Here is a 21,130-nt window from a genome sequence, read left to right as displayed (position 1 = left end):
CGATCCCGTAAGGGGTAGTGTGACCGTCCACTCCAGCCTCCAGCCGTCCATCGATGCCTGGGCCCACTCGGCCGAGGCCATTTCCGAACTCGTGGCACCGCTCTCCGAGGGGGAGTGGAGCGGTCGAAGCGGACTGCCGGGGTGGTCCGTACGGGATGTCGTCTCCCACATCATCGGCGCCGAGTGCGAGGCGCTGGGCGACCCCCGGCCGATCCACAACCTGCCGGCCGACCTCATGCACATCACGAGCGAGAAGGCGCGCTACGTCGAGGTGCAGGTCGACACGCGCCGCCACCACACCGCGCCGGAGATGACCGCCGACCTCGAGTACACGCTCATCCGCCGCCGGCGCCAGCTCCGCGACGAGAAGCGCGCCCTGGACGCCAAGGTGCGCGGCGCGTTCGGCAGCGAGATGACGCTCGCGGAGCTGACGCACTACCGCGCCTTCGACATATGGGTGCACGAGCAGGACATCCGCCGCGCGCTGGGCAAGCCGGGGAACATCGACTCGCCGGGCGCGCACCTCGTGCGCGACGAGCTGCTGGCGCGGCTGCCGAAGGTGGTGGCCGAGGACGCGGCGGCGCGGCCGGGGTCGATCGTGGTCGTCGACGTGACGGGCCCGGTGGAGTTCATGCGGACGGTCCGGGTCGGGGAGGACGGCCGCGGCTCCATCGACGGCAGCGTCTCGCTCGGGCCGACGGTGACGCTGACGACGGACTGGGAGACGTACCTGTGGCTGGCCACGGGCCGGCTGCGGGCGGCCGCGGCGGCGGACCGGGTGAAGGTGGAGGGCGACGCGCACGTGGCGGAGACGGTCCTGCGGCACTTCTCGGTGACGGACTGAGGGCGGGGACGGGAGCCTGACGGCCGGTACGGCGCCCGGCCCGCGGCCGTACGGCACCTGACGGTCCGTACGAGACCCGCGACGCCGCCCGGACGGGCCGGGGCGGGCGCTGCCTCCTCACCCGTAAGGGGGCAGCCCTCATCCGACCGGCACAGCCCGGCGGGCGCCCCGCGCCCGGCCACCCCAGGCTGATCATGTGAGCATCAGCCAGGAACAGCTTCTCCGTTGCAGCGTCGCCGTCGACGTCGGGGCCACCCGCACCCGCGTCTACCTCAGGGGCATCGGCCTCGTCGTGGACGAGCCGAGTGCCGTCGCCCTCAACTCCCACACCGGCGCCCTGGTGGCCGTCGGCGGGCAGGCCGAGGCGATGACCGGCCGTACCCCCGACCACATCCAGGTCGTCCGGCCCGTGGGGCCGAACGGCATCACCGACATCGAGATGGCCCAGCGCATGCTGCGCCACCTCATCGACGCCAAGGTCCGCAGATCCTGGCGCTTCCACCCTTGGCTACGGGCCGCGGCGTGCACCCCGCACGACGCCGAGCCGCTGACGCAGCGGGCGATGATCGACACGCTGGCGGGGCTGGGCGCCAAGCGGGTCATCCTCGTCGACACCCTCATCGCCACGGCGGTGGGCTGCGGGCTGCCGGTGCCGGCTGCGGAGGGCACGCTGATCGTGGTGTGCGGTGCGGCGATGACGCAGATCGCCGTGCTGTCGCTGGGCAACGTGGTCGCCGCCGAGAAGGTGCCGGTGGGCGGGCAGGCGGTGGACCGGGCGCTGGTGGAGCACCTGCGCATCAACCACGAGGTGATGCTGCGCAGCCACACCGTCAGCCAGGTGCACGGCGACCTCTCGCTCGCCGGGGCGCAGGGCGCGGCGACGCTGGAGGTGCTCGGCCGCGACGTGGTCTCGGGACGCCCGCGTACGGTCCAGGTCGACCCGGCGGCGGTGGGGCAGGCGGCGGGGGTGCCGATGCTTGCGGTGCTGGACGGGATCCGCTCGGTGCTGCGCCGCTGCCCGCCGGACCTGGTGGCGGACGTCGGGGACCGGGGGATCGTGCTGGCGGGCGAGAGCGCGACGATGCCGGGCCTGGAGACGATGCTGCGCACGTCGGTGGGGCTGCCCGTGCGCATCGCGGAACGCCCGGACGTGGCGGCGGTGGTGGGCCTCGGCTCCATGATCGAGAACGGCGCGCCGCCGGCGACCATCCCCGACGCGACCTCGGGCCCCGCGGGCTTCCACGAGCCCGCCCCGGCGGCCGGCCCGGCCCCGCAGCCGAACCAGACCCCCGAGGTGGCCACGGAGGTGGCGACGGACTAGCCCGCGGCCCCTCGCCGCGGCCCGTACGGCGGGCCCGTGCCGCGGGCGCGCCTCAGGCGGGGACGTGGACGGCCGAGACGCGGCTCGCCACCAGGCGTTCGCGTTCGCGGCGGTGGGCCCGGCGGCGCAGGCGCAGAATCTGGGTGATCCCCAGGATCTGCAGGACGAAGATGCTCGCGAAGGCGATGCCGTAGCGGTCGCCCGTCGCGTCCAGCAGCAGGCCCACCGCCAGCAGCGTGGTGATCGACGCCGTGAAGCCGCCCATGTTGACGATGCCGGACGCCGTGCCCAGCCGCTCCGGCGGGTTCGCCGGGCGGGCGAAGTCGAAGCCGATCATCGACGCGGGCCCGCACGCGCCCAGCACGCAGCAGAGCACCACCAGCAGCCAGCCCGGCGCGTGCGCCCCCGGCCAGCTCAGCACCGTGCCCCACACCAGCGCCGTCGCCGCCACCGTGCCCAGCGCCAGCGGCAGCCGGGCCGCGTGGTGCCGGGCGACGAGCTGGCCGTAGACGAGGCCGACCGCCATGTTGGAGAGCACCAGCAGCGTCAGCAGTTGGCCGGCCTCGGCGCGGCTCGCGCCCTGGGCCTCGACGAGGAACGGCAGCCCCCACAGCAGCAGGAAGACCATCGCCGGGAACTGGGTGGTGAAGTGCACCCAGAAGCCCAGCCGGGTGCCCGGCTCGCGCCAGGCGCCGGCTATCTGCGCCCTGATGCCGCGGCCGTGGTGGCCCTCGGGGGGCGGGGGCACGTAGTCGCGGGGCTGGTCGCGCAGGAAGAGCAGGACGAGGACGAGCATGACCGCGCCGGCCACCGCGCTGCCCGCGAAGGTCGGGGTCCAGCCGAACTCCTGGAGCATGCGGGAGAGTACGAGCGTCGAGACCAGGTTGCCCGCCATCCCCACGAGCCCCGCGAGCTGCGCTATCAGCGGCCCGCGGCGGGCCGGGAACCAGCGCGCGCCCAGCCGCAGGATGCTGATGAACGTCATCGCGTCGCCGCAGCCGAGCAGCGCGCGGGAGGCGAGGGCGGTGCCGTACGTGCCGGAGAGCGCGAAGCCGAACTGCCCCGCCGTGTAGAGCACGATGCCCATCGCCAGCACCCGGCGCGTGCCGAGCCGGTCGACGAGCAGGCCGACGGGGATCTGCATCCCGGCGTAGACGAGGAGCTGGAGTATGGAGAAGCCCGACAGGGCGGAGGCGCCCACGTCGAAGCGCTCGGCGGCGTCGATGCCGGCGACGCCCAGGCTCGTACGGTACGTGACGGCGACGAAGTAGACGGCGACGCCGAGGCTCCACATGGCGGCGGCCGTCAGGCCGCCGGGCGGGTCGCCGGGCAGGCCGCGGCCGCCCCCCTCGCGCACGGCGGTCACCGCAGGTCCCCGCGGAGCAGGTCCCGTACGGAGGCGACGTGGCCGTGCACCGCGGCGGCGGCGGTGTCGGCGCTGCCGCTGCGCAGCGCCTGGAGGATCTCGGCGTGCTCGGCGAGCGAGCGGCGCATGCGGTCGGGCTGGGCGTTCATGAGCGCGACGCCCATGCGGAGCTGGCGGTCGCGGAGTTGGTCGTAGAGGCGGACGAGGATGGCGTTGCCCGCGTTGCGGACGATCTCGGCGTGGAAGCAGCGGTCGGTGACGGACGCGGCGGCACGGTCGTCGGCCTCCACGTGCCGGCGCTGCTCCTCCAGCAGCTCTTCGAGCCGGGTGAGCAGCGCGGCGGGCGCGGGCACGGACCGGCGGGCGGCGTGCTCCTCGACGAGCATCCGGGTCTCGACGACGTCGGCGATCTCCTGCGCGGAGACGGGCAGGACGAACGCGCCCTTCTTCGGGTACAGCTCCAGCAGCCCCTCGGCCTGCAGCCGCAGCAGCGCCTCGCGCACGGGCGTGCGGGAGACGCCGACGGCGTCGGCCAGCTCGCCCTCGGTGAGCATCGTGCCGCCCTCGTAACGCCGTTCCAGCACGCCTTGTTTGACGTGGGCGTAGACGCGGTCGGCGGCGGGCGCGGGCTTGGCGGGGGCGGCGGGGCTCGGCGGCATGCGCACAGCATAGATACAACAGGTATGCGTACGTGGCCGCCGTCCGCGATGCGGGACAGGAGTAGACGGGTACGTACGCACGCGCACGCCCCCGGCGCCCGTGGGAACGGGACCGGGGGCGTGCGCCTTGCCGGGGGTCAGCCCCAGGTGAGCAGCCGCTTCGGCCGCTCCAGGACCGCCGCGACGTCCGCGAGCACCTTCGAGCCCAACTCTCCGTCGACCAGCCGGTGGTCGAACGAGAGCGCGAGCGTCGTCACGTGCCGCGGCTTGACCTTGCCCTTGTGCACCCACGGCTGCTGCTTGATCGCGCCGAAGGCGAGGATCGCCGGCTCGCCGGGGTTGAGGATCGGCGTGCCGGTGTCGATGCCGAAGACGCCGACGTTGGTGATGGTCACCGAGCCGTTCTGCATCGCCTCCGGCGTGGTCCTGCCCTCGCGGGCGGTGGCCACCAGCCCGGCCAGCTCGGTGGCCAGCTCGGGCAGCGATCTGGCGTGCGCGTCCTTGATGTTCGGCACGATCAGGCCGCGGGGGGTGGCCGCGGCGATGCCGAGGTTCACGTAGTGCCTGCGGACGATCTCCTGACGCTCCTCGTCCCAGGCGGAGTTGACCTCGGGGTTGCGCCGGATCGCCAGCAGCAGGGCCTTGGCGACGATCAGCAGCGGGTTGATCCGCAGCCCGGCGAGATCGGGGTCCTCCTTCAGCTCCCGTACGAGGTTCATCGTGCGGGTGACGTCGACGGTGACGAACTCCGTGACGTGCGGCGCGGTGAAGGCGCTCGCGACCATCGCCTGGGCGGTGGCCTTGCGGACGCCCTTGATGGGGATCCGGGTCTCGCGGGCGGTGGTCGCGGGTTCCGCGGCGGGGGCCGGGTGGGCGGCGGGCTCGGCGGCCGGTACGGGCTGCGCGGGCGCGGCCGGCGCCGGGGCCGCGGCGGCGTGGACGTCGTCACGGGTGATGACGCCGCCGTCGCCGGTGGGGACGACGGCGGCGAGGTCGACGCCGAGGTCCTTGGCGAGCTTGCGCACGGGCGGCTTGGCGAGCACGCGACCGCCGGCGGCGGGCGCGTCGGGTGCCGCGGCTGCGGGCGCGGCCGGCTCCGCGGTGGAGACGTGCGCTCCCGGCATGTCCGTGCCGCCCGCGGCGGTGGCCCCGTGGCCGGCCGCGGGGGCAGCCGTGCCGGTACCGGCCGGGCCGCCGGGCGCCTGCGGCGCCGGCGGCGGTGCCGCCCGGCCGTTCAACTCGCCCTGGATCGACGCCGATGCCTCGGCGCCGGGCTGCGGCTTGCGCGGCCGGCGCTTCGTCGAGCCCTGCGCCACGCCGTAGCCGACGAGCACCGGCTCCCGCTTGGGGGCGTCGCCGGCCGCCGCGGCGTCACCGCCGTCCGGCGCGGCGGCGGCGTCGGACGCCGCCTCCGTCCCGCCGGCGGGCTCCCCGGCTTCCGGGGCCGCCCCGGGTTCCGTGTCGACGGCGATGATCGGCGTACCGACGTCGACCGTGTCGCCCTCGGCGAAGCGGATCTCCTGCACCACCCCGTCGTACGGGATCGGCAGCTCGACGGCCGCCTTCGCCGTCTCCACCTCGCACACCACCATGCCGTCGTGCACGGCGTCGCCAGGCTGGACGTACCACTTGAGGATCTCCGCCTCGGTCAGGCCCTCACCCACGTCGGGCAGCCTGAACTCGCGGAGGCGCGCGGTGTTGCTCATGGTCACGGACACGCTCCCTGTTCAGTACGCAAGCGCGCGGTCGACGGCATCGAGCACCCGGTCCAGGTTGGGGAGGTACTCCTCCTCCAGCCTCGCCGGCGGGTACGGCGCATGGAAGCCGCCGACGCGCAGCACCGGGGCCTCCAGATGGTAGAAGCACCGCTCCGTGATGCGTGCGGCGATCTCCCCGCCGGACCCGTAGAACACCGGGGCCTCGTGCACGACGACCAGCCTGCCGGTCTTCTCCACCGAGCGCTGCAGGGTGTCGAAGTCGATCGGCGACATCGACCGCAGGTCCACGACCTCCAGCGACGTGCCCTCCTCCGCGGCCGCGGAGGCGACCTCCAGACACGTCTTCACCATCGGCCCGTACGCGGCGAGCGTGAGGTCCGTGCCCTCCCGGGCGACCCGCGCCTCGTGCAGCGGGCCGGGGATCGCGGAGGTGTTGACCTCGCCCTTGTCCCAGTAGCGCCGCTTGGGCTCGAAGAAGATCACCGGGTCGTCGCTGTGGATGGCCTGCTGGAGCATCCAGTACGCGTCCGCCGGCGTCGAGGGCGAGACGCACTTCAGCCCCGCCACGTGCGCGAACAGCGCCTCCGGCGACTCGCTGTGGTGCTCGACCGCGCCGATGCCGCCGCCGTAGGGGATCCGGATGACGACCGGCAGCTTGACCCTGCCCAGCGCCCGCGCGTGCATCTTCGCGAGCTGCGTGACGATCTGGTCGTACGCGGGGAAGACGAACCCGTCGAACTGGATCTCCACCACCGGCCGGTAGCCCCGCAGCGCCAGCCCGATCGCGGTGCCGACGATGCCGGACTCGGCCAGCGGCGAGTCGATGACCCGGTCCTCGCCGAAGTCCTTCTGCAGCCCGTCGGTGACGCGGAAGACGCCGCCGAGCTTGCCGACGTCCTCGCCGATGACGAGCACCTTGGCGTCGTCCTCCATGGCCGTGCGCAGCGACGCGTTGATCGCCTTGGCCAGCGCCATCTTCTCGACCGCCATGGTCAGTGCCCCTTCCCGGCGGCGGCGCCCGCCTCGTCCGCGAAGGACGCCTGGTACGCCGCGTACTGCGTCCGCTCCTCGTCGACGAGGGCGTGCCCGTCGGCGTAGATGTTCTCGAACATGGCCATCGGGTCCGGGTCGGCCATGGTCCTGATGGCCTCGCGCACCCGCTTGGCCAGCGCGTCGCTCTCCTCGTCGAGCTCGGCGAAGAACGCCGCGTCGGCGAGGTCCTCCCGCTCCAGCAGGGTGCGCAGCCGCAGGATGGGGTCCTTGGCCTCCCAGGCCGCGCGCTCGTCGTCGCGGCGGTAGCGGGTGGGGTCGTCGGAGGTGGTGTGGGCGCCCATGCGGTACGTGTACGCCTCGATCAGCATCGGGCCCTGGCCGGAGCGGGCGTGCTCCAGCGCCTTGCGGGTGACGGCGAGGACGGCGAGCACGTCGTTGCCGTCGACGCGGACGCCGGGGAAGCCGTAGCCGGCGGCGCGGCGGTAGAGCGGGACGCGGCTCTGGCGCTCGGTGGGCTCGGAGATGGCCCACTGGTTGTTCTGGCAGAAGAAGACGACCGGGGCGTTGTAGACGGCGGCGAAGGTGAACGACTCGGCGACGTCGCCCTGGCTGGAGGCGCCGTCGCCGAAGTACGCCACGACGGCGGAGTCGGCGCCGTCCTTGGCGACGCCCATGGCGTAGCCGGTGGCGTGCAGCGTCTGGGAGCCGATGACGATCGTGTAGAGCTGGAAGTTGTTGCTGTTCGGGTCCCAGCCGCCGTTGTTCACGCCGCGGAACATGCCGAGCAGCAGCGTCGGGTCCACGCCGCGGCACCAGGCGACGCCGTGCTCGCGGTAGGTGGGGAAGACGTAGTCGTCCTCGTGGGTCGCCCGGCCCGAGCCGACCTGGGCGGCCTCCTGGCCGAGCAGCGAGGGCCACAGGCCCAGCTCGCCCTGGCGCTGGAGGGTGACGGCCTCGGCGTCGAAGCGGCGGGTGAGGACCATGTCGCGGTAGAGGCCGCGCAGCTCTTCCGGGCTCGGGTCGACCGCGTACTCGGGGTGCTCGACACGTTCGCCCTCGGGGGTGAGGAGCTGGACCAGCTCGGGGGCGTCGGCGGCGCCGTGCGGCAGGGTGCCGGCGGATGCGGCCGCCTTCCCGGCGGCCTTCGCCGTCTTCGCCGCCGGGGCGGCCCCGGCCTTCTTCGCGGGCCCGGCGGCCCCGGCCGCCTTCTTCGCGGGCACCGTCTTCTTGGCCGCGGACTTCTTGGCCGCGGTCTTCTTGGCGGCGGCCTTCTTCGCGGGCGGCTTGGCGTTCGCCGTCGCCTTCCCGGCCGCTGCCTTCTCCGCGGGCGCCGCGGGCGCCGCGGGCGCTGCCGTCGCGGCGGCGCTCCCGCCGTCGCTCCCGCTGGTGCGCTTGCTGCTGCGGCGCGGGTCGCGCGCGGCAGTGCTCTCGGTCACGGTCTCTCCTGACGTCTCTCCGGCCCCCGGGATCGCCGGTGGCCTTCGGTCCCCCGCGGCAGCGGAGGGCGGCTCACCCGATTCCCATACGTGCACGGGGTGGGTGCACCGATGGGGACGGGGGTGACAGGCGCCCGGCATCCTTCCCACTGGCAGGCACGTTACACAGTGGTCCGCTGCTTCGCGAAGCGGTCCTGACCTGCGGTTTTGCTTTGATTTCCTAGTAACGCAGGAGCCGGCTCGCCTCGTCGGCATCAGGTCCACTGGTCACAGCCTCGCAGGCTGCCGGGACACTGGCACGTTATCCCGGCGGCCCTGAGCGCGGGAAGACCCGGTATGTGAGACTGGGACAGTGGCCATAGATGGAAAAATCACCGTATTCCTACTCGATGACCACGAAGTGGTCCGTCGGGGGGTACACGAGATGCTTCAGGCCGAGCCGGACATCGAGGTCGTCGGCGAGGCCGGCACCGCTGCCGACGCGCTGGTCCGCATCCCCGCGGTCCGGCCCGACGTGGCCGTGCTCGACGTCCGGCTGCCCGACGGCAGCGGCGTCGAGGTCTGCCGCGAGATCCGCTCCCGGGACGAGAGCATCAAGTGCCTCATGCTCACCTCGTTCGCCGACGACGAGGCCCTCTTCGACGCGATCATGGCGGGCGCGTCCGGGTACGTGCTGAAGGCCATCCGCGGCAACGAGCTGCTCACCGCCGTACGGGACGTGGCGGCCGGCAAGTCGCTGCTCGACCCGGTGGCAACGGCGCGGGTGCTGGAGCGGCTGCGCGCCGGCGGGCGCGGCCGGGAGGACGAGCGGCTGGCCGGGCTGACGGACCAGGAGCGCCGGATCCTCGACCTGATCGGCGAGGGGCTGACGAACCGGGCCATCGGCGAGCGGCTGCACCTGGCCGAGAAGACGATCAAGAACTACGTGTCCAGCCTGCTGTCGAAGCTGAACATGGAGCGCAGGTCGCAGGCGGCGGCCTACGTCGCCCGCCGCCAGGCGGAACAGGGCGGCAGCGGCGACCGGGACAGGCCCCGGGAGGAGTAGGGCCGGAGGCGGCGACGCCCCGGCCGTGACCGGGAGGGGCGGCTGCCCCTCCCCTCGGCCTTTGGTGCTCAGCCTTCGGTGTTCAGCCTTCGGTGCCGGCCGCGCCGCCGTTGGCCTGGCCCCCGTCGACGACCTCGCCGCCGATCTCGCCGCCCTCGACCTCGCCCGTCGTCTCCCCGGTGGTCTCGCCCGTGGTCTCGCCGGTCGTCTCCCCGGTGGTCTCGCCCGTCGTGCTGCCGCCGCTCTCGGTCGTACCGCCGCTGCCCTCGCTCGTGCTGCCGCCGACGTCGTCGGTCGGCTCGCTGGGCGATCCCGTGGGGCTGCCGGTGCCGGTCGGGCTGTCCGTCGGCGAGGTGGTGGGCGGAGGCTCGGAGGTCTCCTCCCACGTCGGCTCGTCGTCGTGGTACGTCGGCTCTTCCTCCGTGGGCGAGGGCGAGTCCTCCTCCTTCTCCTTGTCCTTCGTCGGACTCTGCTCCTGCTTCGTCGGCGTCGGCGGCGCCTGCTTCTTGTTCTCGTCGTCCCCGCCGCTCAGCGCGAAGGCCACGCCCAGCACTATGGCGACCACCGCCAGCGCCGCGATCGCCCACATCCGGCCGCGCCCGCGGCCCGCCCGGCGCGGGCCGGGGTCGAAGCCGCCGTCGTCCGGGCCGCTGGGCCGCAGCATCCGCGGCGGGGTGTCGCCGCCCGCGGAGGCGAGCGCCGCGGTGGCCGCGGTGGCGCCGACGGCCGGGGTGCCCATCGGCGGCGTACCGCCGACGGCGACGGCGCCGGTGTCCCACGTGCCGGTGTGCGGGCCGACGTCGCGCAGCATGCGCAGCGCGTACTGCAGGAGGCCGAGCATCTCGTCGGCGGTCTGGAAGCGGTCCTCGGGCTCCTTGGCCAGCGCCCGCATCACCAGGCCGTCCAGCTCCGGCGGCGCGTCCTCGCTGATCTGGGACGGCGGCACGGCGTTGTCCTGCGCGTGCTGGTAGACCACGGCCAGCGGGGTCTCGCCGATGAACGGCGGGCGGCCGGTCAGCAGCTCGTACAGCAGGCAGCCGACCGCGTAGAGGTCGGAGCGGGTGTCGACGGCCCGGCCGAGCGCCTGCTCGGGGGAGAGGTACTGCGGCGTGCCCATGACCATGCCGGTCTGCGTCATGGTGGAGGCCGCGCCGTGCAGCGCGCGGGCGATGCCGAAGTCCATCACCTTCACCGCGCCGGTGGTGGTGATGATGACGTTCGCCGGCTTGATGTCGCGGTGGACGATGCTGTGCTGGTGGCTGTACGCCAGCGCCTCCAGCACGCCCGAGATGATCAGCAGCGCCTGGTCGGGCGGCGGGATCTCGGCGCCGGTGAGCAGCTCCTTGATCGTCCGGCCCTCGACCAGCTCCATGACGATGTACGGCACGGTGCTGCCGGCGACCTGGTCCTCCCCCGAGTCGTACACCGCGACGACCGCGTGGTGGTTCAGGCCCGCGACCGACTGCGCCTCGCGCGTGAAGCGGGCCTTGGACACCGGGTCCTCGGCCAGGTCGCTGCGGAGCAGCTTGACCGCGACCTCGCGGCCCAGGCGCACGTCCTCCGCGGCGAAGACCTCGGCCATGCCGCCGCGGCCGAGGCGGCGGGTGAGCCGGTAGCGCCCGTCCCCGACGAGCCCGCCGACCCCCCAGTTCTCGGGAGAGTCAGCCATACCGCCGCGGCCCGGCCCGTTCGCCGACGGCTCCTCGGGGGGCTCCGTCTGTGACATCAGTTCCTCGCGGTGGTTTGGTCTCGTCGTCGTCTCGTCGTGGTTCCGTCGTCCGTCCGGTTACGGGGAACGCTACCTCCTGCCCCTGACACCGGATCCCGCTGAACGGAACATGCAACCGGGTCCGGGGGTCCGTACGCAAATCCCGGACGGGGCCGGTGGTGGGGAGGGGCGCGCGGTCCGCGGGGCGGGAGGGGCGGCGGTGCGCGGTGGGTGAAGCGTGGGTGAAGCGGCGGGGGACGCGCCGGGGGGACGCGGTGGGTAAAGGGGGTGCAAAGGGACGTCGCAAGGGGGCAGGTGGTCACGGAACGGGCAACCCGCTTGACCTCTCCTCTGCCTGAGGCAGACTTTCTGCATCAGGCAGGCACCCGGGGGAGATCCAGCATGACCGAATACGGCGGCCAGGACGACTACGCCGGCCGATCCGTGGGGGGCGGCCGCTACCGGCTGCTCGACCTGCTGGGCACGGGCGGCATGGCCTCCGTCCACCTCGCCCACGACACCGTCCTCGACCGCCAGGTCGCGGTGAAGACGCTCCACACCGAGCTGGGCCGCGAGGACTCCTTCCGCGAGCGCTTCCGCCGCGAGGCCCAGGCCGTCGCCCGGCTGTCGCACCAGAACGTCGTCTCCGTCTTCGACACGGGCGAGGACCGCTTCGCGGGCGACGGCGGCGGGCCCGTGCCGTACATCGTCATGGAGTACGTCGAGGGCCGCCCGCTGCGCTCGGTGCTCGACGAGGACGTGGCCCAGTTCGGCGCGATGCCCACGGAGAAGGCGCTGCGGATCGTCTCGGACGTGCTGGCCGCGCTCGACGCCAGCCACGAGATGGGGCTCGTCCACCGCGACATCAAGCCGGGGAACGTCATGATGACGCGCCGCGAGCAGGTGAAGGTGATGGACTTCGGCATCGCCCGCGCCGTGCAGTCGGGCGTCACGTCGATGACGCAGACCGGCATGGTCGTCGGCACCCCGCAGTACCTCTCGCCTGAACAGGCCCTGGGCCGCGGCGTCGACGCCCGCTCCGACCTGTATTCGGTGGGCGTGATGCTCTTCGAGCTGCTGACCGGCCGGCTGCCGTTCGACGCCGACTCGCCGCTGGCCATCGCGTACGCGCACGTGCAGGAGCCGCCGCCGGCGCCGTCGTCGATCAACATGACGGTGCCGCCGGTGGTCGACGCGCTGGTGGCGCGGGCGCTGGCCAAGAACCCCGACGAGCGGTTCCGCAGCGCCGAGGAGATGCGCGAGGAGGTGCGCCGGGCGGGCGGCATGACGCCGCCGGGCGCCATGCCGTCCGTCGTCGCGGGGGCGCACGCGCGCGACTCGGGCGCGGGGATCGGCTCGGCGGTCTTCCCGCCGGTCAACCCGTACCACTCGCCGCCGCCCGGCGCCCCCACCCCGTACCAGCCGATGCAGCAGCAGGGCTTCGGCCCGCCGCAGCCTCAGCAGCAGCAGCCGCACGGCGGGTACGCGACGCCCCAGCCGTACTCGCTCAGCCCGCAGGGCGGGCCGGGCGGGGGTCACGGCGGTGGCAAGGGGAACCGGAACGCCGCGGTCATAGGGCTGACCGTCGTCATCGCCATGGTGGTGATCGCGGCCACCGCCATCATCCTCGTACTCAACGGCGGCGACGACGGCGACCCCGAGGCCAAGCCGACCGGCCAGACGGAGCAGCCCAACTCCGACCCGACCGCCGGCACCGGGGACGACAGCGGCGGCGAGGGCGACGCCGGCGGCAAGGGCGACAACGAGATGATCCCGCCGGACCGCTCCCGCACGATCGACAAGACCCGCTGCACGGAGCCGATGACCGACCCCCAGAACGAGAAGCTGGTCCGGGTGCCGGACTTCACCTTCAAGGACTACCAGTCGGTGCGCGAGTGCCTGCGCGCCGCGCAGTGGTCGTACGAGGTGGACGAGGAGCCCGACGAGCTGTGGGGCAAGGACACCGTGCTGGAGCAGAACTTCGACGAGTACGACGACTACTTCGACCCGTCGAAGGACAAGCTGGAGCTGGTCATCGCGACGGGGTACAAGCAGTAGGGCACCCCGTCCCGCACAGGACTACGGGCCGGTCCGTACCGCGGTACGGACCGGCCCGGTGCCGTGTGGAGGCCGGGACTCACGCGTCAGAGGTACGGGCCGCCGGTGCGCCCGTGCTCGGGACCCATCTCGCCCTGGTCGTCGCCGCCGAGGCCGCCGCCGGGCGGCAGCGCCCGGCGCATCTGCTCCAACTGCGCCCGCGCGGCCATCTGCTGGGCGAACAGCGTCGTCTGGATGCCGTGGAAGAGCCCTTCGAGCCAGCCGACCAACTGCGCCTGCGCGATGCGCAGCTCCGCCTCCGTGGGCACGGTCTCGTCGGTGAACGGCAGCGTCAGCCGCTCCAGCTCGTCGATCAGGTCGGGCGCGAGGCCGTCCTCCAGCTCCTTCACGGAACTGGAGTGGATCTCCTTCAGCCGGGCGCGGCTCGCCTCGTCCAGGGGCGCGGCCCGCACCTCCTCCAGCAACTGCTTGATCATGCTGCCGATGCGCATGACCTTCGCCGGCTGCTCGACCTTGTCGGTCAGCGGGATCTCACGGCCCTCCTCGTCCGCGCCGCCGTCGCCCGGCGCGACGGTCCCGCGTGCCATGCCGTCGGGTCCGACCACCACCACCTGGGGGGTCTCGGGCGGGCGCTCGTTGCTCGGAGTATTCATAGGGCCATTGTCGCGCACGAGCCGGGCGCCGGGGGTATCGGGATCCTGGGCGGCGGAGGGGCGGACGGGGCCCGGTCGGGTGCGGTCACTGGTCGGAGGGCCGGGCGCGCCACCGGGCTAGCCGTGCGGCGGACGGCGGAGGTCCAGCATGTGGAAGACCTTGTCGTAGCGGCGCTCCCCGACGGCCACGAACCCGGGCAGCCTGCCGTACTCCGTGAAGCCCAGCGAGCGGTACAGGCGCAGGGCGGCGTCGTTGTCGCCGCGGGCGTCGAGGGTCAGCACCTCGATCCCGGCGGCCCGCGCGTCGGCGACGAGCGCGGCGGCCAGCGCCCGGCCGACCCCGCGGCCGTGCGCCTCGGCGGCCACCGCGAGCTTCTCCAGGTCGGCGTGCGGGCGGTGGGTGGGGCGGGCGTAGCGGAGCCAGTAGCCGACGCCGAGGAGCCGGTCGCCGAGGTACGCGGCACGCAGCGCGGCGTCGCCCGCGCGGGCGGCGGCGGACACGTCGTCGAGGAGCGCGGCCACGTCGGCTGCGGACGGCGGCTCGACCCAGCCGAGCGCGGCACCGCCGCGGACGAGGTCGGCGAGGAGCCGGTGAGCGGCGGCGGGGAAGGCGGCGGGGAGGCGGGGGGTGGCGGCGAGGGCGGGGGCGGTGAGGAGGGTGAGTTCCTCCGCGGCACTCGCGGCACCAGTCACCCTCACGCCCGCCCCAGGGTATTCGCCTGCGCTGACAACGCCCGGGTCACCGGCGTCGCCGGGTGGCCGGGCGCGGAGGCGGGGCGGGGCCGGGGAATCCGCGCCGGCTGCGTTGGCCTGGGCGTTCGTGGGTTTCGCCGGGTCCATGCGGGCAGCGTAGTCGCGCTGCGGGCTCAGCGGCGGCGGAGACGGAGGGCGAAGTACGCCAGGCCCAGGCCGACGAGGGTCATGCCCGTACCGAGGGGCAGGACGCGGTCCGCCGTGCCGGAGCCGCGCCGCGGGACTCGTTCGTCGGCGTCGGCCTGGGCGTCCGGGACGAAGGTGAGGCTCTGCGCCGGGTCGGGGGTGCGGTCGGTGCCGGGGACCGGGGGGTTGCTGCTGCGGTACGGGCCGGGGGCGCGGGGAGGTACCGGGCGGGCGTGCGGGTGGTCCGGGTCCGCCCGGCGGGCGCCGGGGGCGGAGGCGCGGGGGCGAGGGCTGCGGGGGCGGTCGCGTTCGGCGCGGGGCAGGTCGGCGTCGCGGCGTTTGCCGTGGGGGGTGGGCGTGAGCGCGGGGGAGCGGTCGGAGCGCGGCGGGCGGTCCGGACGGCCCTGGTGCGGTGCCGAGGAGTCGGGGCGGGCGGTGCGGTCTTCGCCGGAGGGCCCGGGGCGGTCGGGACGGTCCGGGCGGTCGGGACGCTCGGGGCGCTCGGGGCGGTCAGGGCGCTCGGGGCGGTCAGGGCGCTCGGGGCGGGCTGGCGCGGTGATGTCGCCGGGGGGTGCACCGGGGTGGGGGTGACCGGGGTGGCGGCGTCCTTCGCCGGCGCCGTTGCCGGCGAGGCCGCCGGGGCGGCGGGGGCGGTCGGGTTCGCCGTCGGCGTCCGCGTCGGGAGGACGCGCCGCGGTGCCGCGGACGGCGTCCGCGACAAGGGACTGGCCGGCTGCGGAGCCGGGCCGGTCGGCTGCGGACCCCGGTCGGTCGTCCGTGACGCGCGGTCGGAGGCCGGTCGCGCGGGGCCGGGCGGCTGCGCCGCGGGAGCGCCCGGCTACGGGCCCGGGGCTGCCGTCTGCCGCGCGGGGCCGTCCGTCCGTAGCGCCGGGGCGGCCGGCCGCGGAGTCGGCGTACCGCGGCGGTGCGGCGGGGCCGCGGAGGGCCGCAGCGCTCGCCGGAGGGCCGGCGAGACGGGCGGGCTGCGCCGCCGTGACGGCCCGGGGCGTCTCGTGCCGGGTTCCGGTCGGCGCCGCCTCGCTCACCCCGTACGCGACCCCCTGCCCCGCCACGACCCCCTGCCACAGCGCCACCGCCACCATCCCGGCCGCGGGGCGCAGGCGACGTGCGGGAGCAGCCACGGCGGGGACCCTTCCGTGCCGGCAGTGCTGACGTAACCAGAGTCACATAAGCTAACAAAGCCGACATTCGGGACTACGCCGCACGGCGCACCGCCCGTCCCTCACGTCGTCAGCAGCAGCTTCCCCACGTGCGCGCTCGACTCCATCACCCGATGCGCCTCCCCCGCCTGCTGCACCGGCAGCGTCCGGTCCACGATCGGCCGCACCCGGTCCGCCTCCACCAGTGGCCACACGTGCTCCCGTACCGCCGCCACGATCGCCGCCTTCTCGCCCGGCGGCCGCCCCCGCAGCGAGGTCGCCGTGATCGCCCCGCGCTTGGCCAGCAGCGCCCCGAGGTTCAGCTCCCCCTTCGCGCCGCCCTGCAGCCCGATCACCGCGATCCGGCCGTTGACCGCCAGCGCCTTCACGTTCTGCGCCAGATACGCGGCCCCGACGATGTCCAGGATCACGTCGGCGCCCGCGCCCCCCGTGGCGGCCCGTACCTCCTTGACGAAGTCCTGCTCGCGGTAGTTGATCAGCACGTCCGCGCCCAGCTCGCGGCAGTACTCCAGCTTCTCCACGCTGCCCGCCGTCACCGCCACCCGGGCGCCGACCGCCTTGGCCAGTTGCACCGCCATCGTGCCGATGCCGCTGCCGCCGCCGTGCACGAGCAGCGTCTCGCCCGGGCGCAGATGCGCGATCATGAACACGTTCGACCAGACCGTGCACGCCACTTCGGGCAGTGCGGCGGCGGTCACGGCGTCGTGCCCGCGCGGTACGGGCAGCAGTTGCCCGGCGGGCACCGCGACCAGCTCCGCGTACCCGCCGCCGGCGAGCAGCGCGCACACCTCGTCGCCGACCTGCCAGCCGGCCACGCCGGCGCCGAGCGCGGCGATCCGGCCTGCGCACTCCAGTCCCGGGTACGGGGATGCCCCGGCGGGCGGCTCGTAGAACCCCTGGCGCTGCAGCACGTCTGCGCGGTTCACGCCGGCGGCAGCCACCTCGATCAGCACTTCGCCTTCCGCCGGCACGGGGTCGGGGACCTCGGCCCAGACGAGCGAATCGGGGCCGCCTGGCTCTGAGATGGTGATGGCATGCATGGAGTGGACGCTACTACTCCGCGTCGTCCGTGCCGCCCCCGTCCTCCCCCGGACCGCGGTCGCCGTTCCGGTTCCGGCCGCGGTCCCGGTCGCGGTCGCGGTCGCGGCCCCGGTCCACGCCGCCCAACTCCCCGTGCGCGCCGTAGCCCCTGGCGCCGCGGGGGTCGCGGGTGTCCTCGTAGTCCCGGTAGCCGCGGTCCCGGCGCCCGCCCAGGTCCCAGCCACCCTCGCGGGTGACTACGCGCTCCTTCTCCGGCGTCGTCGCAGGTCCCGCGGCCCGGCTGATGGTGATCAGACGGTCCGTCATCTCCAGCCGGCCGACGTCCGGATCGTCGTACGCCATCAGCCGGTGCCCGCGCTTGACCGCCACCACCAGGTCGTCGGTCTCGCGCGGGTGGAGGCCCGACTCCGCCTTGGTCGCCGGGCGCTCGATGAGATCCAGCCCCGAGCCCTGCACGATCAGGTCCTCCAGCACCGTGCCCGCGCTGGGGCTCAGCACCGACAGGCCGAGGAGCCGGCCCGCCGCGCTGGAGCTGGTGATCACCGCGTCCGCGCCGGACTGGCGCAGCAGCGGGGCGTTCTCCTCCTCCCGCACCGCCGTCACGATCTTGGCCCGCGGGTTCAACTGCCGGACCGTCAGCGTCACCAGCACCGCCGTGTCGTCGCGCTGCGGCGAGACCACGAACTGCGCGGCCCGCTGCCCCTCGGCGCGCAGCAGCACGGCGGAGCGCGTCGCGTCGCCGACGACGCCGGCGAAGCCGTCGGCGTTGGCCGCCTCGATGACCTTGCTGCTCGGGTCGATGATCACGACCTGGCTCTTGTCGAGCCCCTTCGCGCGCAGCGTCTGCAGCGCGGAGCGGCCCTTCGTGCCGTAGCCGACGATGACGGTGTGATCGCGCAACGTGGACCTCCAGCGATCGAGCCGCCACTGCTGGCGGGTGCGCTCGGTGAGCACCTCAAGGGTGGTGCCGACGAGGATGATCAGGAAGAGCACGCGCAGCGGGGTCACCACGAGGACCGTGGTGAGCCGGGTGCCCGGGGTGGCGGGGACGATGTCGCCGTAGCCGGTGGTGGAGAGCGAGACGGTCGCGTAGTACGCGGCGTCCAGCAGGCCGACCTTGCCGCCGGCGTTGTCGTGGTAGCCGTCGCGGCCGAGGTAGACGACGAAGATCGCGAGGGCGAGGACGAAGAGCGCGGCCAGTATGCGGCCGCCGACCTGACGCAGCGGGGCGCGGGGGCGGCGGGGGAGGGCGACGCGTTGGTCGGGGTATTTCACGCGGGGCCTGCCGGGGTGGTCGCGGCCGGGGGGGCGGCGGCCCAGGGGAGGCGGAGGACGCGTACGGGGGTGCCGGCGGGGGCGCCGCCGGGCGGGACGACGGCGAGGGCGTCGGCGACGGCGAGGCCGCGGAGCATGGCGGGCCCCGTGAAGTGCAGGGGGCGCGCGGCGGGGTAGGGGGCGCCGGAGGCCGCGGCGCGGACGGGCGCGGCGTGGGCGCCGCCCGCGGGGGTACGTGCCGGACGCTGGGCGCCCGGGGGCGGGATCTGCGCGGCGGGTGCGGTGGGCGCGGGGCGCTCGGTACGCGCGGGCCGGTGCGCCGCGGGTGCGTGTGCGCCGTGCTCCAGGGCGACCGGCACCAGCCGGGTGTCCGTCGGGTGCCCCTTCACGTCCGCGATGAGCACCGCCTCCGGCGACTCCGGCACGGGCGCGCCGCCGAGCACGCGCACCAGCGGCTCGGCGAGCGTGAGGAGCCCGGAGACCGCCGCCAGCGGGTTGCCGGGCAGCCCCACGACGTGGGCGCCGGTGGGCAGCACCGCGAGCAGCATCGGGTGCCCCGGCCGTACCGCGACGCCGTCGACGACCAGGTCCGCCTTGAGGCGGCGCAGGGTGCCGTGGACGTGGTCGACCGGGCCCGCGGCGGTGCCGCCGGTGGTGACGACGACGTCCGCGGTGGACGTGGCGACGGCCTCGTACAGCAGCTCCGCGTCGTCACCCAGGCGCCGGGTGACGAACGGCTCGGCGCCGCACGCGCGCAGCCACGGCTCCAGCATCGGGCCGAGCGCGTCGCGGATCCGGCCCTCGCGGGGCAGGCCGCGGTGCAGCAACTCGGCGCCGAGGACGAGGATCTCGACGCGGGGGCTTCGGACGACGCGCAGCTCGTCGTGGCCCGCGGCGGCGGCGAGCCCGAGGACGGCGGGGGTGACGCGCGCGCCGGCGGGCAGCAACTCGGCGCCCGCGCGGCACTCCTGGCCGCGGGGGCGGATGTCCTGGCCGGTGCGGACGTCCTGGGCGACGGTGGCCCCGGTGGCGTAGAGGCTGCCGTCGTCGCGGAGTTCGGCGTGCTCGGAGCGGAGGACGCCGGTGGCGCCGGGCGGGACGCGGGCGCCGGTCGCGATGCGGACGGCGTGGCCGTCGGGCAGCGCGGGGTGGGCGGCGTGGCCGGCGAGGATGCCCTGGCCGGAGGCGTCGAGCCGCCAGGGGCCCGGCCCCGCGACGGCGTAGCCGTCCATGGCGGAGGTGTCGAAGGGGGGCAAGTCGGCGAGCGCCCTGAGCGGTTCCGCGAGCACCTGCCCGTACGCCCCGGCCACCGGCACCGCGACGGCACCCAGCCGCCGCCCGGACCGCACGGCCACCCGGCGGGCGGCGTCCCAGGACAGTCCGCGCGGGTCGCCCGGCTCCCGCCGGGCGCGCCCGGCGAGCCCGAGGGCGACGTCCAGCGGATCCCCGCCGCGCCCCGATCCGGTACGCGCCGCGGGCGCACCGGCGCCGTCGGAGCCCGCACGCCCGTCGGGGCGCCGCCCCGGGCCCGTACGGGGAGGAGTCGGGGCGGAGCCGCCCGCGCGTTCCCGGGGGTCACGGTCCGATCCGTCACGCGCCCCGCGACCACTGCTGCGCCCCTCGGCGCGGGGCCCCGGACCCGTACGCGCCGAAGGCGCGGCGAAAGCGTCCCCGCGCCCCCGGGCGCCACGGTCCGCACGTGCACCGGCACCGCGCGCGGCAGCGCCCTCCGTGCCGTTCCGGTCCGTGAACGCCAGGGCGTCGCCGAACTCGTCCGTGCGCGCCCCCTCCCGGGACGTACCCGGCCGGACGCGGCCGGCGGGAGCCTCGGGCGGCGGGGGGTCGGCGAGGGTGAAGGCGTCGCCGTAGGCGGCGGCCAGGTCGCGGCGGTCGTTCGCCAGCGCCAGCGCGTCCGCGAACTCGTCGCCGCGGGCCCCGGTTTCGCCGTCGCTCCCGTTCCCGCTGCCGCCTCCGGCGCCCGCCCCCGGGGTGCGCCGCTCGCCCCGCCGACCAGACGTCATGTGCCCGACCGGCCCTCCTCGGCCGCCTCCTCCGCCCACCGCTCCGTCAGCGCCGTGACCTTGCGCGCCGCTTCCGCGACCGCCTCGGGGCCGCCGCCGGCCCGCCCCGCCGCGTAGCCGACGAGGAACGTCGTCAACGGCGCCGCGGGGCGCGCCACTCCGTGCGCGGCGTCGCGCGCGAGGTCGAGCAGGACGCGGGTGTCCACCTCGGTGTCGAGACCGAGTTCTTCCTTGACCGCTGCGAGCCATTCATCCAGCACGTGCCCATGCTCCCTGATCCGGTCCCTGGCCGTGGCCAGATCTTCCCAGGTGTCGCAGTCGAACGTGGCACCGGATGCCGACCGGACGAGCGTCAGCTCCCCGGTGAGCAGCCGTAGCGGCAGCCCGGCGACCCCTCCGTACTCGACGGCCAGCAGCGCGAGGCCGCGCCGCAGCGACTCGCTCCGGTATGCCGCGACCAGCGGCTGGTCGCGCCCGGTGCCGTCCACGAGCATCGCCCCGTCCACGCCGTCGCCGGCCGCCGCGAGCGCTGCGCGGAGGGTACGGACCGTGCCGTCGTCCAGGAACGGCAGGTCGGCGGAGAGCAGCACGACGGTGCCGGCGGAGGTGAACGGCAGCGCGGCGGCCAGCGCGGCGACGGGGCCGCCGCCGGGCGGCGCCTCGCGGGTCCACGTCACCGGCCGGACCGTGGGGCGCCGGGGCCCCACGACGACGGTCTGCCCGGCGCCGCGGCACGCGCGCAACACCCGGTCCAGCAGGGTTCGCCCGCCGACGCGCAGGGCCATCTTGTCGACCCCGCCGAGCCGCCGTGCGGCGCCTCCGGCGAGCACGACGGCGGCGTACGCCCCGGCCGCCCCGGCGCCCGCACCCGCGTGCGCCGCCCCGGACCCCGTACCACCGGACTCCTCCATGGCACGGGACCCTACCCGCCG

Annotated in this window: 16 protein-coding genes and 1 pseudogene; 4 read left to right on the top strand and 13 right to left on the bottom strand. The window is 75.1% G+C overall.

What is annotated here, in order from left to right; genetic code table 11:
• Positions 1–19: 19 nt before the first annotated feature.
• Positions 20–844 (top strand): maleylpyruvate isomerase family mycothiol-dependent enzyme, encoded by an 825-nt coding sequence (locus tag FB457_RS21150; RefSeq protein ID WP_047016857.1) that lies wholly within the window; start codon positions 20–22, stop codon positions 842–844.
• A 196-nt stretch (positions 845–1,040) separates the two neighbouring features.
• Entirely contained in the window at positions 1,041–2,165 is a 1,125-nt protein-coding gene (locus FB457_RS21145) for a rod shape-determining protein (protein WP_047016856.1), read from the top strand.
• A 52-nt stretch (positions 2,166–2,217) separates the two neighbouring features.
• Here FB457_RS21145 and FB457_RS21140 read toward each other — a convergent pair whose 3' ends face one another.
• From FB457_RS21140 to pdhA, 5 genes are all read right to left on the bottom strand, one after another.
• Positions 2,218–3,531 carry an MFS transporter gene (locus tag FB457_RS21140; protein ID WP_186462023.1) on the bottom strand — a complete coding sequence of 438 codons (1,314 nt, stop codon included), beginning with the start codon at positions 3,529–3,531 and terminating at the stop codon, positions 2,218–2,220.
• The gene (locus FB457_RS21135; RefSeq protein ID WP_047016854.1) at positions 3,528–4,190 is read right to left on the bottom strand and encodes a GntR family transcriptional regulator; all 663 of its coding nucleotides are present in this window, start codon (positions 4,188–4,190) and stop codon (positions 3,528–3,530) included. The genes FB457_RS21140 and FB457_RS21135 overlap by 4 nt, the downstream gene beginning before the upstream one ends.
• A 137-nt stretch (positions 4,191–4,327) precedes the next feature.
• Positions 4,328–5,896, bottom strand: coding sequence for a dihydrolipoamide acetyltransferase family protein (locus FB457_RS21130; RefSeq protein WP_145782843.1), 1,569 nt, complete (start codon positions 5,894–5,896; stop codon positions 4,328–4,330).
• 21 nt (positions 5,897–5,917) lie between these two features.
• Positions 5,918–6,898, bottom strand: a complete 981-nt coding sequence (locus FB457_RS21125) for an alpha-ketoacid dehydrogenase subunit beta (RefSeq protein ID WP_047016853.1) — start codon at positions 6,896–6,898, stop codon at positions 5,918–5,920.
• Between the two features lie 2 nt (positions 6,899–6,900).
• Positions 6,901–8,337, bottom strand: a complete 1,437-nt coding sequence (gene pdhA / locus FB457_RS21120; protein WP_145782823.1) for a pyruvate dehydrogenase (acetyl-transferring) E1 component subunit alpha — start codon at positions 8,335–8,337, stop codon at positions 6,901–6,903.
• Positions 8,338–8,689: 352 nt separating this feature from the next.
• On the opposite strand from pdhA, the gene FB457_RS21115 reads away from it, so the two are divergent.
• Positions 8,690–9,382, top strand: coding sequence for a response regulator (locus FB457_RS21115; protein ID WP_078898333.1), 693 nt, complete (start codon positions 8,690–8,692; stop codon positions 9,380–9,382).
• Positions 9,383–9,464: 82 nt separating this feature from the next.
• Here FB457_RS21115 and FB457_RS21110 read toward each other — a convergent pair whose 3' ends face one another.
• Entirely contained in the window at positions 9,465–11,108 is a 1,644-nt protein-coding gene (locus tag FB457_RS21110) for a protein kinase domain-containing protein (RefSeq protein ID WP_047016850.1), read from the bottom strand.
• Between the two features lie 384 nt (positions 11,109–11,492).
• Between FB457_RS21110 and FB457_RS21105 the strand changes: the two genes are divergently transcribed.
• Positions 11,493–13,148 carry a protein kinase domain-containing protein gene (locus FB457_RS21105; protein ID WP_047016849.1) on the top strand — a complete coding sequence of 552 codons (1,656 nt, stop codon included), beginning with the start codon at positions 11,493–11,495 and terminating at the stop codon, positions 13,146–13,148.
• Positions 13,149–13,234: 86 nt separating this feature from the next.
• On the opposite strand, the gene FB457_RS21100 is transcribed toward FB457_RS21105, so the two are convergent.
• The 7 genes and pseudogenes from FB457_RS21100 to FB457_RS21075 form a co-directional block, all read right to left on the bottom strand.
• Positions 13,235–13,801: a bacterial proteasome activator family protein gene (locus FB457_RS21100; RefSeq protein ID WP_047016848.1), complete on the bottom strand. Its 567-nt coding sequence runs from the start codon at positions 13,799–13,801 to the stop codon at positions 13,235–13,237.
• A 117-nt stretch (positions 13,802–13,918) separates the two neighbouring features.
• Complete coding sequence (locus FB457_RS21095; RefSeq protein WP_145782821.1) at positions 13,919–14,500, bottom strand: GNAT family N-acetyltransferase; 582 nt, start codon at positions 14,498–14,500, stop codon at positions 13,919–13,921.
• A gap of 167 nt (positions 14,501–14,667) precedes the next feature.
• Positions 14,668–15,822 carry a hypothetical protein gene (locus tag FB457_RS35320; protein ID WP_186462022.1) on the bottom strand — a complete coding sequence of 385 codons (1,155 nt, stop codon included), beginning with the start codon at positions 15,820–15,822 and terminating at the stop codon, positions 14,668–14,670.
• A gap of 101 nt (positions 15,823–15,923) precedes the next feature.
• On the bottom strand, positions 15,924–16,901 hold the full coding sequence (locus FB457_RS21090; protein ID WP_047016845.1) for an NAD(P)H-quinone oxidoreductase: 978 nt from the start codon (positions 16,899–16,901) through the stop codon (positions 15,924–15,926).
• Between the two features lie 265 nt (positions 16,902–17,166).
• Positions 17,167–18,177 (bottom strand): annotated as a pseudogene (locus tag FB457_RS21085) (potassium channel family protein); the annotation flags it as partial.
• Positions 18,174–20,198: a molybdopterin molybdotransferase MoeA gene (locus tag FB457_RS21080; RefSeq protein ID WP_145782819.1), complete on the bottom strand. Its 2,025-nt coding sequence runs from the start codon at positions 20,196–20,198 to the stop codon at positions 18,174–18,176. The pseudogene FB457_RS21085 and the gene FB457_RS21080, both read right to left, overlap by 4 nt.
• Positions 20,195–21,109, bottom strand: coding sequence for a DUF6457 domain-containing protein (locus FB457_RS21075; protein WP_145782817.1), 915 nt, complete (start codon positions 21,107–21,109; stop codon positions 20,195–20,197). Before FB457_RS21075 ends, FB457_RS21080 begins: the two co-directional genes overlap by 4 nt.
• Positions 21,110–21,130 lie beyond the last annotated feature (21 nt).

The sequence above is a fragment of the Streptomyces sp. CNZ287 genome (assembly GCF_007827615.1).
Note: the sequence above shows the minus strand (reverse complement) of the source record. Positions and strands in the feature narration are given on the sequence as shown.